Source organism: Rhodococcus sp. IEGM 1302 (genome assembly GCF_030056935.1).
Lineage (GTDB): Bacteria > Actinomycetota > Actinomycetes > Mycobacteriales > Mycobacteriaceae > Rhodococcus_F > Rhodococcus_F qingshengii.
The window spans coordinates 124,192-139,122 of the sequence record NZ_JASHKY010000010.1 but is presented as its reverse complement, the minus strand read 5'-3'; the positions used below and the strand labels follow the sequence as shown (position 1 = coordinate 139,122).

The 14,931-nt window shown below is 53.5% G+C and carries 11 protein-coding genes; 4 read left to right on the top strand and 7 right to left on the bottom strand.

The features are described from left to right. Positions 1-6: 6 nt before the first annotated feature. Positions 7-1,449, top strand: a complete 1,443-nt coding sequence (locus QM609_RS16685) for a DNA phosphorothioation-associated putative methyltransferase (RefSeq protein WP_234552429.1) — start codon at positions 7-9, stop codon at positions 1,447-1,449. Positions 1,450-1,525: 76 nt separating this feature from the next. Here QM609_RS16685 and QM609_RS29285 read toward each other — a convergent pair whose 3' ends face one another. From QM609_RS29285 to QM609_RS16650, 7 genes are all read right to left on the bottom strand, one after another. Beyond that, complete coding sequence (locus QM609_RS29285) at positions 1,526-1,927, bottom strand: DNA phosphorothioation-associated 4-like protein (RefSeq protein WP_372482303.1); 402 nt, start codon at positions 1,925-1,927, stop codon at positions 1,526-1,528. A gap of 62 nt (positions 1,928-1,989) precedes the next feature. Then, positions 1,990-4,053 carry an AAA family ATPase gene (locus tag QM609_RS16675; protein WP_149357656.1) on the bottom strand — a complete coding sequence of 688 codons (2,064 nt, stop codon included), beginning with the start codon at positions 4,051-4,053 and terminating at the stop codon, positions 1,990-1,992. After that, a complete protein-coding gene (locus tag QM609_RS16670) occupies positions 4,050-4,214 on the bottom strand; it encodes a hypothetical protein (protein ID WP_166502463.1) in 165 nt (54 codons plus the stop codon). Before QM609_RS16670 ends, QM609_RS16675 begins: the two co-directional genes overlap by 4 nt. Before the next feature lie 51 nt (positions 4,215-4,265). Beyond that, positions 4,266-6,407 carry a DEAD/DEAH box helicase family protein gene (locus tag QM609_RS16665; protein ID WP_149357657.1) on the bottom strand — a complete coding sequence of 714 codons (2,142 nt, stop codon included), beginning with the start codon at positions 6,405-6,407 and terminating at the stop codon, positions 4,266-4,268. A gap of 142 nt (positions 6,408-6,549) precedes the next feature. Next, positions 6,550-8,643 carry a ParB N-terminal domain-containing protein gene (locus QM609_RS16660; RefSeq protein WP_214646752.1) on the bottom strand — a complete coding sequence of 698 codons (2,094 nt, stop codon included), beginning with the start codon at positions 8,641-8,643 and terminating at the stop codon, positions 6,550-6,552. Positions 8,644-8,819: 176 nt separating this feature from the next. Further along, positions 8,820-9,512, bottom strand: coding sequence for a GIY-YIG nuclease family protein (locus QM609_RS16655; RefSeq protein WP_149357658.1), 693 nt, complete (start codon positions 9,510-9,512; stop codon positions 8,820-8,822). Between the two features lie 949 nt (positions 9,513-10,461). Continuing rightward, positions 10,462-11,061 (bottom strand): T3SS (YopN, CesT) and YbjN peptide-binding chaperone 1, encoded by a 600-nt coding sequence (locus QM609_RS16650; protein ID WP_050655372.1) that lies wholly within the window; start codon positions 11,059-11,061, stop codon positions 10,462-10,464. A gap of 339 nt (positions 11,062-11,400) precedes the next feature. On the opposite strand from QM609_RS16650, the gene QM609_RS16645 reads away from it, so the two are divergent. The 3 genes from QM609_RS16645 to QM609_RS16635 all read left to right on the top strand — a co-directional run bounded on the left by QM609_RS16645 (position 11,401) and on the right by QM609_RS16635 (position 14,899). Beyond that, entirely contained in the window at positions 11,401-12,699 is a 1,299-nt protein-coding gene (locus QM609_RS16645; RefSeq protein WP_317419362.1) for a plasmid pRiA4b ORF-3 family protein, read from the top strand. Positions 12,700-13,087: 388 nt separating this feature from the next. Continuing rightward, the gene (locus QM609_RS16640; RefSeq protein ID WP_187781789.1) at positions 13,088-14,740 is read left to right on the top strand and encodes a sodium:solute symporter family protein; all 1,653 of its coding nucleotides are present in this window, start codon (positions 13,088-13,090) and stop codon (positions 14,738-14,740) included. A 27-nt stretch (positions 14,741-14,767) separates the two neighbouring features. Next, entirely contained in the window at positions 14,768-14,899 is a 132-nt protein-coding gene (locus QM609_RS16635; protein ID WP_003941363.1) for a putative transporter small subunit, read from the top strand. Positions 14,900-14,931 lie beyond the last annotated feature (32 nt).

Below are 14,931 nucleotides of genomic sequence, written 5' to 3'. Positions count from 1 at the left end.
AATATCATGAATTCCATCGCACGGCACAAGACAGCAATGGCGCGGACGGCATTGTCTCGGCCGATGAGCTTCGCGCTGGGGGACCAGATCCTGGTTCCAGGGCGGAGTATCTTTGACTATGGATGTGGTCGCGGTGGTGATCTCCGAAGCCTAATCTCGATGGGATATACCGCCAGTGGGTGGGATCCCGGACACCGCCCTGACACAGTCAAGACCTCTGCTGACGTGGTGAATTTGGGCTACGTCATAAACGTCATCGAGGATCGAGTCGAACGAGCTGAGACACTTCGCGCGGCATGGCAACTGGCTGAACGCGTACTGGTGGTCTCGGGACGGCTGGTCTGGGAGTCGCGGAATCTGATCGGTCGCCGTGTATACGACGGTATAATTACACAGTCCGGAACATTTCAAAAATTCTATGAGCAGTCGGAACTCTCCGCTTGGATCGAACAGGTGCTAGGCGTCAAACCAGCCGCGGCCGCTCCTGGAATATTCTACGTATTTCGTGACGAAAGTGCGCAACAGGAATTTTTGGCCAACCGTGTGTATGTCTACCGTCCTCAGGTGCGGATTGATCCGCACGCGCAGTACGAGGCGAATCGAGATCGTTTGGCGCCGCTAATCGATTTTATGACCGCTCATGCGCGACCCCCAAAGAAAGGTGAGTTGAATACAACGAATCAAGATGAAATTAAGGAGGAATTCGGAAGCATCGGTCGAGCATTGAATCTTATTCACCGAGTGACCGACGACGAATATTGGCAACAGATCACAGCCCAGCGGCGCTCGGAACTGCTCGTCTACGCTGCGTTGGCGCGTTTTGGTGGTCGCCCGAAGCTGTCACAATTGAATATGACGCTGAGGAACGATATTAAGACAAGCTTTGGTTCATACCGTGACTTTACGGTTCAAGGCGATCGGCTGCTAGTTGCTGTGGGTAATCCGACAATGGTGATCATTTCAGCGCGCAGTTCGAAAGTCGGAAAACAAACCCCCACAGCACTGTATGTACACCGCAATGCCCTTGCCGAGCTTCCACCACTTTTGCAGGTGTACGAAGGCTGTGCCCGAACACTGACAGGCACGATCGAAAATGCAAACTTAGTCAAGCTATCAGTAGTGAAACCACAAGTATCGTTCTTGAGCTATCCGGCGTTCGAACGGGAAGCGCACCCAACGCTCAGATCGGCTGTGACTGTAAACTTACGCGAATTAACCGTAAATTGGCGCGACTATTCGAAATCCCCAAACCCTCCTTTGCTGCATCGGAAAGAAGAATTTGTTAGTCGAGATGACCCTCGCCGAGATTTATACGCCAAATTGACGAAGGCAGAGATGCGTGCTGGGTTGTACGAGTGTCCCGAGCAGATTGGCACTGAACAGGGATGGCAGCGGGCGCTTTTTTCCAGAGGTAAACTTGTGCGAGGACATCGATTGCACAACCGTTAAAGTTGATCGCGATTTTGAGTGCCGACTTTAAATACTGCCGGTATCCTGCAGGGGTGAGGATACCGGCGGCATCTAGCTAAGTCCAGTTTCTCCCACCCAACAGATCTTCGATAGAGGCAGGTGCTACATGACTGCCTTCGGAAAGCGCATCTGTCACAAGATCGGCGAGAATGAGTTCGACGGGCTGACCTCTGGTATTGATGAGCTCCTGAATGTACTCAAGGCCGCCATTCGCGAACCGTTCAAATATCTTAATGCGCTCATCGGTGCGTTGAGTGTCCAAAATTTCAGGGTCTTCGATTTCGTTGGCGGCGATCATCGAAACGAATGCGTCTGCATAGGTGGGGGCGGTAAGGGTGTCGTATTTGATCGGTTCACCGGAGTTAAGGAAAGCGGCACTCCGGCCAAACCGAACGCCAATAGCTGCGGCGAAGAGTAGGACATCGCGGTTCGTTGGAAATGATGCATCGCTACGCATGTCATGGATGAGCTGTTCGTGAGCCTGTGGACGTCTTACTCGAACGTCAGTGTAAGGGGCTGTCATTGTCCGATGACCTCCAGTTGGGTGTGATTTGATTCGGCACCGGCTCGAATATATGGATAGTTGGAGCCATCGATCTCAATAAATTCGGATACGTCCCGCAACGACGTAGTATTTGTCACAAGTACTCCCATGTTACTAACATGCGGGCGCAATTCATTTATGACTTCGCCCATTCCTTGACTTTTGCTGACGAGAACGATCAGCTGTGGTGCCAGCCTTGCCAGTGCCCGCGATACTTCTTTCTGATAGTTCTTGTCCAGGGAACCGAACGCGGCGTCCATCACGATCGGATATGTACCGCTGTCGGCGGCTCCGTCACCCTCGGCTCGGTGCTCGGTACGGATCTCTCTTGCCAGCTTCGACACAGCGGCGACGAATGACACGCTCAAGATTTGATTTTCGCCGGTCGATTTAGGAACTTGAAGTTCGACACCATCGACATCTTGATGAAGCGTCAGCTCGAAGTTTGCGTTGAGTCGTGGCGTGTATTTTTTGATGGTGATGCTGCCGAATATGGCCTGAAGTTCAGCTTCAAGTCGCCGCCGCATTTCGTCCGAACGGATCGCTAGAATCTCGTTTAGAGCCCGTTGCACTCCGCGAACAAGTTCCGACCGATCCCGGGCTTTACTCGCGAGTCCATCTTTCACTTCAGCTTGATTAAGCTGTGTCTGCTTCTGTGCACGCATTTTACCGGAATCCTCTAGACGAATTCTCGCGGATTCGATCTTGCGTGCAGTGTCGATGATCCGTTTGTCGAAATCGATGCGCTTGTCTTCGAGCCGTTGAACATCTTCAAGATTCGTGTTCTTCAGCTGACCAGACAGTTCGGAAACTTCGGCCTCTAGGGCTGACGCTCGCTGGCTGGCGTCTGCAAGCCTGACGGCAGACTCTTGAAGTGCTTCTCTCAGGTCGGCGCGGGCCGACTTCATCGGGATGATCTGACCATTGAGTTGCTGCCAGGCCGTCTCGACTGCCTGCAGGCCGGCCTTTTGCCGCCATTCTTGGACGTGTGTGCGAGCATCACTACCGGTGGCAAGCGGCGCGTGACAAATGCACTTATTGGAGTCGAGTAGGCGGTCAACAAATTCGCGTTTCAGTGGAGCTGGCAGCGCTCCTTTTTCATAAAGGGTGGATGCCGTTCTGGATGTTTTCGCGACGAGATCGTCAGTAAAGGCTAGGAATCCGCGTGTTGCAATGATGTTAGCTTGTTCTGCTCGCGACATGTCGACGGAGCTACGCGCGTTTGTCAGCTCGATGACTGCTTGGTCTCGGCGTTTCTGGATAGGTGCGACTTCCGCGTGCTTTCTTAAGAGATCGAGTACTCCGTCTCGCTCTGCCCTGAATGTCGACAGTTCGCCGTCTAGCGTCTGGAGATCGGTGTCAAGCTGTGTTTGGCGATCCTCGATCTCATCAATCTCGCGTTGTAGTTCACTGGCTTGCTCCCCACCGCGGTCCTTCAGGGTGGCAGTGATCTTACGGTCAACTTTGGGAAGGTGGGCGATTGCGCGTTCGACATGTTCGATGTTAAGCAGCGCTTTAATGTCCTGTTTGACCTCGCTATATGCACCTTTTTGTACGAGCTTTTCTATGCGTTCACCGTTGAAGAAGAAGAAACGACTCACGCTCTGGGGTAGAATAGATGAAATTTTCTGCTGGGGTGCGTCGACCTTGACCGACTGTCCGTCCCCGTTGTTTGCCCACAGCGCAATGTCAGGGTACGGCGTGGGCTGTTTATCGTCTTCCTTCAAAAGGCTAGCGCTTCGCAGCAGCTTGTAGTTCTGGCCCTCATGCTGGAAGACCAATTCGACAGCAATCTTCGCCGAAGAGCCCGAGGGCAGCTGTCGCCACACGATGTCCGTGACCATCTGGTCTTGCACTTCGACATCGTCGGATAACGATCCGTAAAGGGCCCAGGTGAATGCGTTGAGAAGTGTTGTCTTTCCAGCGCCGTTGGCGCCGAAGAGCAGACTCACTGGCTTTTTATCGGAGGATTCGAGGTTGAATCGCTGCGTGCCTTGGAATTGGCGGAAGTTTGTCAACTCGATGTAGTGGAGTTTCACGGGATGATTTCCTTCACTGCAGCGAGAATTTCGTCTGTCGGAAGTGCCGCGCTGAGATGCATCTTCGAATACTCGATCTCGAGGACACGCCTGAGGAGCCTGCGCTCTTCTTGGCTAAGTTCTTGTAGCACTTGCTTTTCGGTGCGCTGCGGGGAAGTCACATCGCTCTCCTGATTCTCTTGGTGCGTGCTGTGGGAGGTCTGAGGTGTTGGTTAGTAGTCCATGAGCTCATAGCGTTCTTTGAGTGGCCGGAGCACCTCTAGCGACTCACTGTAGTTCTCGGCAATCTTTGCGAATTCGTTAACCCGCACCAGCTCGCGGATCATCAGGTTGCGCTCGGTATCGAAGTTGATCGGCTCGCTGCTAGGTGGCACTGCGATGTAATCGATGACTATCGCGGTATCCTTGCCGGGGGCTCGGCGTAGGATACGCCCACGCCGTTGGATGAACTGACGGGGGTTGCTGCTACTAGCCAACAAGTAGCCGATCCGAGCGTCAGGGATGTCAACACCCTCGTCGAGACAGCGCATTGCAATCAGTACTTGTAGGTCGTCGCCGGATGCGAAGCGACTAAGCAGCTCCTTGCGAAGCGGACGCCTGGTTTCGGAGGTAAACGCGTGAGCTTGCATCCGCATGCTATTGCCGATCAGTTCTGCGACCTCGGAGAGCTGATTCGGGCCTGGGGGGTCGCCCGCGTCTGCAGGAGCATTTCCTTCAGCGCAGTAGACAAGCTGGAACCACTGATCGGTTCTTTTCTCAAGGTCTCTTCGAAGCGCGTCAATCTTTGCCTGTGCGTGTCCCAGCACTGCTGCTCGTTTGCGCAACAGGGCGCCAAGTGGTGAATCTGAATCTGGATCGCCGACGGCTTCACCTGCAGCGTAGGCCTTCCCGATCTTGCTTGTCAGATCTGCATAGCGTTGATTCTCATCGGTGGTCAGCTCTACGATGCGAGGATAGTAGTAGTAGCGGCAGAGCGCGCCGAGGTCTTCAATTGCTTCTTTGAGCCCGAGTTCGAACGCAATTGGGCCGAAATAGTCGACCAAGGCGTCAGTGCCAGTATCGTCGAGCCACCTTTCAGGTGTAGCCGAAAGGCCTAGGCGGTATGTGGCCATTGCCGGAAGCAGGTCTCGATATGCCGGCGATCCGAGGTTATGAGCTTCGTCGGCGATGAGCATCATTGGTTGATTTATACGGCCCAGTATTGACTGAAATCGGCTGCCAGAGAACGACCTATTTGTTGCAACCATAATCACTACTGGGCGCAACCCAAGTTTGGCGACGCGGAGCTCCCCTTCAACTTGGGGTATCCACTTTTTGCTGTCCTCGTAGACCGCAATGGGTTGAACTCCGAACTCGCGGATATCAGCAGTCCATTGGTCGACGAGCGACAGCAGAGGAACAACGATGAGAAGGATCAGAGGCCGTTCATTACGATTTTCTACCTCAGCGATTCGAGTGGCAGCAAACAATGCTGTCTTGGTCTTTCCTGTGCCCGTAGCCATCTTAAGGATCCCGCGTCCGCGTTGGCCAAGCCATCTATTGACAGCATCACGCTGGTAGTCGCGAGGTTCGAGGGACTCAGGTATACGCAGCTGTCGTGCTTCGCTGAAGTGATCGGACTCTCCAGCACGGGGATCATCTTGAGGCGATATTGAGGTGACTTGACGTTCCGATGCGATTTGTATAAGTCGGTCGCGAGCCACGTCTGGGAACTCTTCGACGTCGAGGTTCTCAGTGACATTCGCCCAAAGTTCTTCGAAATCCGACTCGAGTCGCAACGCTCGCGGTCCGTCGCCAGAAATCCATCCCCGGTAGACTTCTATCGATTCAAAATTGTTTACCAGTCCGCCCAATGTCTCATTTGAGCTACCTGTGAAAGCGACGAGGTCTCCGTATTCGTCGCGGACAATACCCATTTTCTCGTGATAGATCCCGATGGTTCTGGGGCCTTTAACGAATGCAAGCTTAATGTCGAGTTTGCCAGCGGCGATCAATGACCCTACTACGCTGAGACCATCCAGTATCGTTGGGTCGAGATCTGCTGACAATTCTCTACATGCCGCACGTTCGACGATCCGCCGGCGATCGTAGCCGCGGTCGATCTCTTCGATGTCGGACACAGTCAAATGGGGCGATGCGATGATCCGAATCGTGCCTCCGCGTTGTGCGATTCGATCAATTCCTCGGGCGAGCATCTTCATACTGGTGCCGGTAAAATAGCCGACAGCCCGGCTGTATGTTACAGATTGTTCCAGTATTGGAACGTAAAAATCGGACACAACAGAATGGCTGTCACTTCGGTATCGGGACTCAATGTCGAGGTGACGTAGCCCACCAGTTGTGCCGCTTTCCATGAACCTTCTCTTCTGTGTCTATGTCCGAACGAGAAAATCTCGCCCATGTCCTGCGCTTTGGTAGTCAAATATGATGTTGCCTTTTGCGCTACTGGTGTTTGCCATAAAACGCAGTTGGCGCCTGCACAATTATATTTGATTGCTATTCATGCTCTGAGGCTAGAAGTTCCTCCAAGCTTGTCGGTTTTCCGTCGGACACTGCTTGATCTGGATCTGCGATCTCGTCCTCCGATGAGATCGAGGCTTCTGAATCAATTTCGCTATTATTCTGCTCAACTCGTGGCTTATTAAGCCAGCTGTCAAAATCTTGGCTGGTCACATCAAACCACCTTGCCAATGCCTGCCGTAAGCTTTTTTCGGTTTCTTTCTCGGCTCTTAGCTTCCGTTGTCTGTCATTCAAACCGGGATTGCTTGCGCGAAGCGACTTTTGTCGCTCCGATACGCAATATTCGAAGTAGGTTGTTCGAGAAATATCTAACGCATCTTGGAAATTTGAACGGTTTGGGAACCAGTCACTGATTTTATCCCAGGATGAAGATGTATCCAGTATCTGAAGCCAAAAATAGCGGAAATAAATTGCACGTGGAGTATCCATGCTTGATATTTGATTGATTGGGTGCGTTACGGATCTGCTGAAAGCGACCCGCCGATCTCGGCTGGTTCCTCGGTGCTCCTCTGTGTTGAAGTATGCATTCAGAGCTTCAACGACGCAATCTGCAAACTGAGGAATTTCCAACGTGTCGATGCGACTGTGGTTTTTCTTTCGGATTTCCCATAAAGTTCCGAAAGTAATTATCAATCCTAGTTGACACGCGTGAGTGTTGAATACATCGAACGTCTGTTTACTAATCTCTTTTTTGTCATTCTTGGATGATCCTAAATATTCTACCGCTCGAAGTACCTCGAAATCGGATTTCTTACTTTCAATGAGTTCCCATGCTTTAATTACATCATCGGTGGCATTGCGTGTCGTTTTGAATTTGTTCGTTCGTATTTCGTCTTTGTGATGCTCATAGCTATCCTTGAGCGTCCAGTAGACGCCGACTCCTCCGAACAGTGCATCTCGGGCAAGTGCAGCCGATGGTTCTATTGCAGAACTCCAGTCGTTCTCCATGCGAATCAAGGCTTTGGTGTGGGCGTAATACGGATGTACATGCGATAAAAGGGAAATTATTGCTGAGCCCCATGTTTTAGAGAATTGGTTGCTAATTATTTCGACCTGTCCGAGAGGGAAGTTTGTATCCCCGATCGAGTCTCTGCGGTAAGAAAAGTTCCCGTCTTGAATTTCGGATGGAAATATGTTGTGTATACCTAGCTGTTCGCGCATAAAAGTATCACGCTCGGTTTTACTTTCACGTCCGCCAAACTTCTGCTCAACGTTAGTTAAGTATTTCGAAGGGCCGAATACGCATCTAGTTACAGCCATTTTGAGTAGATTTATGTTAGTAAGTACTGACCAGCGAGCAGGACGGTTACTATTGACGTCTGGATTATCATATTCTACCGCACACAAGGGTAGGACATTTTTTCCTTGGCTGCGCAACTCGCTGAGAAGGCTTCGAGTTAGAACATTGGTTAGTTCTGCATCTGAAAGGAGGATTATTCGCGATTCGCTTGGGGGCCTCGCTTCCTTGTTGACGTCGACGAACAATTGACGTGCGGCCCGGTGTGGATGGGCGTCGTCTCCCGTTAGTTCGGGGAACCAGCAAACAGTTACGGGAACCTCGATCTTGCTGAGATCAAGTTTTTTCGATGGATCAAACTCCTTGAGATATTGTTCAACCTGTTGTTCGTAGAAGGAGCGATACTTCGCTCCTTCATTGTCTTGCCAGGTTCGTGAAAGGGTTCGATCGACTGCGAGCAATGCCATCGCGCGATGTTGGCCGTCGAGTACGACTATCTGTGCCGTCGTACTATTCCATCTCAATTGAGCAAGATTGATGCTGTGAATTGAATTAGTTTCTTCGTCAAACAATCGCCGGACTTGAAATGACTCCCCGGCTTGCTCTTGGCGCCACGTCATTCCACTGTCCGAAACCTTGGAGACGTCTCCATATTCAGGGAAAGTTGATGGGACTTTATTTCGGAAGGGCAGCAATACTGCGACGATTGGAGGAAAAAATGTTGGTCCAGTTGTGCGATTTTTTAGAAGATACCGAATTAGGTTTGTAGCAACTCGGTGATCATCGAGGTCGCGTTGTAGGAGTTGATTGAAGTCGAGGTCGTCCGCAGACATGACTTCGCGTACTGGCCGCAAACTCTTGGTTAGTAGACGTTCCGGATCGAGAGACTCCTCGCCTAATCGAGCCTTCGTCATGATATATTCAACTCGTCCTGCGGGCGTGTTGAAGGTTCCCCAGGTTCCCTGGATTAGGTCTCGAAACGAATTGGTAGGGGTTGATTTAAGCATAATTATTGCCTTCCCAGTACTGGTGAGAATAGTCGATGCAGAAGCCATTCCGCCGATCGTGCTGTTTCTTTAAGTTCCTTGTCAGTTGTTTCTCTATTTTCATCGTTGTTCAGATCGATCACCCAAACTTCTAAGTTCTCCATGGCGATGCCGCGGGCAGCGGCGCGAAGTCCGAATCCGTTGGCCTTTGCCTGCAGTTCCTTTTCTTCGCCAGGATGTTCGCTGAGGTACTCCATTCCGTGAGTATAATCTTTTCGGTGTTTTTCCAGTCGTTGTCGTAAGTTCTCTGTTATCCCTATATACAGTGGACTAGAAAAGACGGGAGTTGCTTGACCGAGTACGGATGCGAGTATTCGTCGACCCTCGGGTGAATTGACAGTATCGGCCAACGCGTCGCGGTCCTTTTCTGTTCTAACTTCCATCGGCGCGTCACCATTATTGCGGATCATGGTTTGTATGCCGTGGTCAAGCTCCAGCTCACCTGACCACGCTCCACCGTAAGTTGCCGAGCCTTTTAGAGTGATCGGAAGCGGTTCATGGTAGCCGGCGTACTCGCGGAGTAATTGAAAGAAGCCGTCGGTTGCTGCGTCCTGGCCATCGTGCGGGCGTGTGAGCCAGTCCTGCGGGCTTGCGCGAAATGACGCGTACCAGGCGTAGATTCCGGGTGCGGCAGGTGCGCTTCCTACGTCGAGCATGCTGAACCGGCGCGTACTTGGGTTGTGGCTTGATCCATCCACTTCAAATACCGCACTGACCCGGAGTGCGCCGTTTGATGCTTGGGAGGGGTAATGACCGCGGCATTGCATATGACCTAACTAGGACGGGTACGGGTGCTTCCTGCTGTCATTGTATATGGGACCCCTGTATTGTGGTGGAAGGATTCGAGATCGTCGGAGTTTAAATTCTGACGGATGGACAGGGCACAGCCCGTGTACGAATAGCATTTTACGTTTTGCGTGGTGCAGGCTCTGGTTGGGTGCCTGATCGGGTCTTGCCGTACCAGTTGTCATCCGCTCGTCGGCCGTGTGTAACTTGCTGTGTGCTTCATTCGCGTGGAATTCTCGCCGTTGTATTGTTGAGAATGGCGTTGAGAGATTGGCCGTGGAGTATGAGAAAATAACGACCGGAGATTTCGGATCTTCGCCGCTGTAAATCGACTAAGTCTCGGAGTGTGGTGCAGCATCCTGGATGCAGAAGCAGTTTCATCGGAGACTTCACGATGGTTCTCTTCGAGTGTAGACGGTGTGACTCACTGCGTTGCGGGGGTGCTCGACGCTTCGGCGGTCGAATGTGTTTGGGAAGAGTAGGGCCAGGTGGATCCTGAAGGAAGTCAGGACTGGTGGTGCTGCGTTGAATTCGTCCAGCTGCGGACACTGGTAGTTCGAATTGGGTAAAGCGATTCGAAGCGGACGTTGGGGGAGCGTTCGGGGCGGTGGGTTGAGTGTCGTCAGGAAGAAGACGTAATGTGCTCGACATTGACTATGTGCAGGTTAGCTTGGGTCTGGGTTGGTCAACTGCGCCAACTGACAGCTCGTGGCACTCGACGGCGTTCGCACCTAGAAGGTGTGGGTTGCATTGCTGGCTTCGAGGGTGCACGCTCACCGCACAATTTGCGTGTGCACCCTCGAAGAGAAGTTCGGTGGGCTACTTGCCTGACGTAGACACGGCTGTTTTGATATCGATCTCGCTCTTGGCTATGTCATTGCCGCAATCACAGTCACAATCGTCGCCGCAGCCACCGGTGTTGCATTCGCCGGCGTAGCTGTCGTCATCCGCGTCGCAGTCGAGGGCTCCGCCGAAGGATTCAGCGAAATCGTCGTCGAGTTCGTGAGTGAAGTCGTGAACCTCGTCGATCAAGTTCAGCAGATGCTGCGGGGCGAAGGGGTCCGCGTCGAGCATCGTGGAGACCAGCAGGTGGTCGCCGCTGAAAGCGAAGCGCAGGCGCGGCCATTCCTGCGCGAGTTCGATCAACCGGGTTGCAGCGTGCGAGGGATTGCCGAGGCCGGTCAGAACCGAAGACCAGACGTTGATCTGAGGGCCGTCATCCGCAACTGTCACGTAGACGACAAACCCGTGAACCGGCACGACAATGTCGCCGTCGTCATCGGTGGCAGGCTCACTGCCCAGTAGTTCGGCGAGGGTCTGGACGCACAGGCGAACCAACTCGTCGCGCTCGTCCGTCACCAAGGCAATTGCGCCGTTGATGTGGAGGGGCTGGTCGGCGGTCGTGTCTTGGTCGCTCATGGATCCTCATGTTCTGTGCCAGTCCGAGCAGGCGCTGGGCACTGTTTTCGTACGGTAGCTGTCAGGTCTACGGTAATCGGCGCACACTATTGTCCGCGCAGTGGATGATCAATAATGCCTGCGCAGGTCCGCGCTGATCAGGACTTGACAGCCGACCAACGACGTCGTGCGAGCCCCGACAAATCGGGCAACCTTGTGGCAGTGAGTATCTCGGCTGTCGGTAGGTAGATCTAGCCTCCATGCATGACGGGTCAGAGAGTTCGGCGAGCTTCACATCTGCGTTTGGTAGCTGCATCTCAAGCGGCGCAAAGCCAGATGAAGGTCCTTCCGCCGAGGCAGATGCGGAATCAGCGTCGACGGCCGGAGGTGGCGAACTTTGTCATGCGGATCGAACTCGATTGCATCACGCCGCCTATTTGGAGACGGTTTTCGGTTCCGTCGAATACCGAACTGGACCAACTTCATTCGATTGTGCAGGCGGTGATGGGATGGGGAGATCAACACGCTCATCAGTGGGTGAGTGTCCATCATTCAACGGACAATGGCCCAGATCGGTATATCGCGCCAGAGGTGATCGAGCGCGACGGATACCAGGAAGACGAGTTCGGTGAGGACGAAGTCCGGATCGACGAGGCAGTTACCGCGGTAGGGGAGTACGTCCGTTATGAGTACGACGCCCGCGCAAGGTGGAGTCACACGTTGGTTCTCGAGCAGATTGTCGAAGACCAGCCGATTTCTGAGCCATCCTGTCTCGACGGCGAGAGAGCGTGCCCGCCGGAGGATTCTGGCGGTCCGATCAGGTATCGCGAGTTCCTGAACGTGCAGGCGAGTGCCGGACTGTTCGATCCCGAACGTTTTGTTCCCGCAGAGTCCAATGCAGCAGTCACCATTGCAGTGGCACTGCATAAGTCACCACCTGTGGGAAGCTCGGTGTTCGAGAAGTTCTTGCGCCGCCTGTCGGTTCATTCCGCGCCGAAACTGTTTGCCGCAGTTGCCAAATCGGAGCTTCGTGGCGGATATGACAACTATTTCGAGGTGATGCGTGAAGGAGCAACCCGCCAACTGCTGTGGCTGCTGAACTCCGCGCGAGGTGGTGGGATTGTTTTGACGGCGTCCGGGGCACTTCCTTCGGACCATGTTGCGGCCGCCCGAGACGAACTCGATTGGGGCAGCGACTGGATCGGTGTCACGGCAGGGAGTGACTCGCAATTAGCAGTACTCGTTGAAGTCGCAAAGACACTGAGATTTGTCCGGAAACTCCGAGGCACATTGCTTCTGACTCGACTCGGCGCGTCAGTGCTTGCATATGAAGGCGAGCTGTGGCGTCACATCGTGTCGGCCATGCCGTTGGGAAAGGGTGAGTTGGCGCAGGAAGCCGGCCGAATTCTGTTCCTTACGTTGGCTGCCGGCTTGTCGGAGTCCGAACGTAGTGAAGTGATGATCGAAGGCCTCACGGCATTGGGTTGGTCGACAACAGACGGAACACGACTCGGGGACGACGATTGGACGTGGATGGTGCGAGACACTCTCGTGTACTTGCGAATGATCGGGGCGATTGTCTCCAATCCGCTTGACCAGCATGTTTCCGCCGATCCCGAGTGGGGCCGACGGTTTGCCAGGATGGTCCTGTCGATGTAGGTATGCGATCGAATCGAGCATCGATTTTAATCGATGCGGAGTTGTTATATGCGCTGGAAGCGCACGATTTTACTGCGGCGGAAACATGAATATTTTCGGGTGGGAAAATATCGGAGTTTTTGTTCGAAATTGCCATCATGCTATGGTCGATTCTCAGTTGTTGAATTGCGTGGTCGAGCCAAAAGCTTGCGCAGAAGATTTATTTTGTGGAGGTTGGGTTTCCGAAAAGACGAAGTGCGTGTTGCTAGTCAATTGAATATGTGACCGGTGTTGGTATGGCGGTCGCTCCTAGGGCGTGCAGAAACGAAGCGCAAAGATCCTGAACAGGGGTTTTGTGCTTTGCTCTGCCGATTATGTGCGAAGGATGTGGCATGTGACGGGGTCCGACATGGTCCAGTTCAGTACCTTGGTAATTGTTTCACTGCTTGTTGCTTTTTATGGTGGAACATTTCTGATTTCTCTTCGTATTGGTAAGAAACAGGAAAATGCCGACGGTTTTATGACCGCCGGAAACAAATTAGGATTTGGTGTTTCGGCCGCGAGCATGACGGCCACCTGGATTTGGGCGTCGTCGATGTACGCATCTGCCACTTCTGGCTACACCTACGGAATCTCCGGCCCCATTCACTACGGTTTGTGGGGCGCGTTGATGATTCTCTTCATTTATCCGTTCGGCCAGCGAATTCGCAAAGTAGCGCCGAAAGCCCACACCCTGGCTGAGGTCATGTACGCGCGGCACGGACGCTCGAGTCAGCTGATGCTCGCGGGCTCCAATATCGTCGGCAGTCTCATCAGTTTGATGTCGAACTTCCTCGCTGGTGGTCTGCTGATCACGTTGCTTTCGCCGTTCAACTTCATCCAGGGTGTGTTCATCGTTGCGCTGGGCGTTTTGCTGTACACGTTGTGGTCGGGCTTCCGCGCTTCGGTGTTGACCGACTTCGTTCAGCTGATCGGAATGCTCGGTGCGGTAGCGGTTTTGGTGCCGTTCATCTTCTTTGCGGCAGGGTTCCCGGCAGCCTTCGAATCCGGGGCAGGCAACCTTACTGCTGAGCAGGGCAACTTCTTCTCGAGCGTTGCCTTCTTCGAGCAGGGCGCGCCGTACATCGCGGCAGTTCTTGCCTACGCAATCGGCAACCAGACCATTGCCCAACGTCTGTTCGCGGTCCGCGAAGACCTGATCAAGCCCACCTTCATCACCGCAACCGTCGGATACGGCGCAACGGTCATTGGTGTCGGAATGCTGGGTGTTCTCGCTCTATACCTCGGAATCGAGCCGATGGATGGTGACGTCAACAATCTGATTCCGCAGATGGCCGCGTCGTACCTGCCCGGAATTTTGCTGGCTGTCTTCTTTGTCATGATCATCGGCGCGCTGTCATCGACGGCAGACTCGGACCTTGCGGCGCTCTCGTCCATCGTGATGACCGACGTTTACGGCCAAGCCGTCGCAGGCAAGGCCAATGCGAACCCTCGACGGATGCTGCTCATCGGCCGAGTAACGATGATAGTTGCCACGGCGGCGGCTATCTCCTTGGCAAGTCTGCAACTGAGCATTCTTGATCTGTTGGTGTTCGTCGGCGCGCTGTGGGGCGCGCTGGTGTTCCCGGTTATTGCGAGCTTCTATTGGGGAAAGGTCACCAACAAGGCCTTCACTGTGTCGGTTCTGGTGGCGCTTGCCGCCTTCTTGCCCGTCCGATTCAGTTGGGTGCCGATGGATGGGATGTTCGGGCTCTTCTCCGACATCGTTGCCGTTATCGGTATCGGAGTGGTGCTGGGACTCATGGTATTTGGATTCTTCGGTCTGAAGGTTGCGCAGATCGTCGGTGGCCTGGCGATCGTGCTGTCCGCGCCGTTCGCGATCGGCTTCCTGCACGATTACCCAACGCTCAGCGGATCTTTGGTGGCCTATGCCGTCAGTACCGTCGTGTGCTTTGCGATGTCCGTCAATCAGCGTGAGACGTTCGATTTCGAACTGATCAAGCAGCGGACGGGAGACTTCGACGATGACGAGCTTCCTGCCGTGGGAGCGTCCGGAAAGTAACCGTCGAGACAAGTGGAAGGAATACGAATGAGTACAGCTCTACTGACCATTTATGTTCTGATCTGGCCGGCGTTGGTCTTGGTCGTGCTGGGAGTCATCAGCAAGGGATTCTTCAAGGATTGGGCAACCGCTCGCCGCAACGGTGAGGATCTGGTCTAACTTTTCACGCCGCCACCGACGGACTTCTTGTC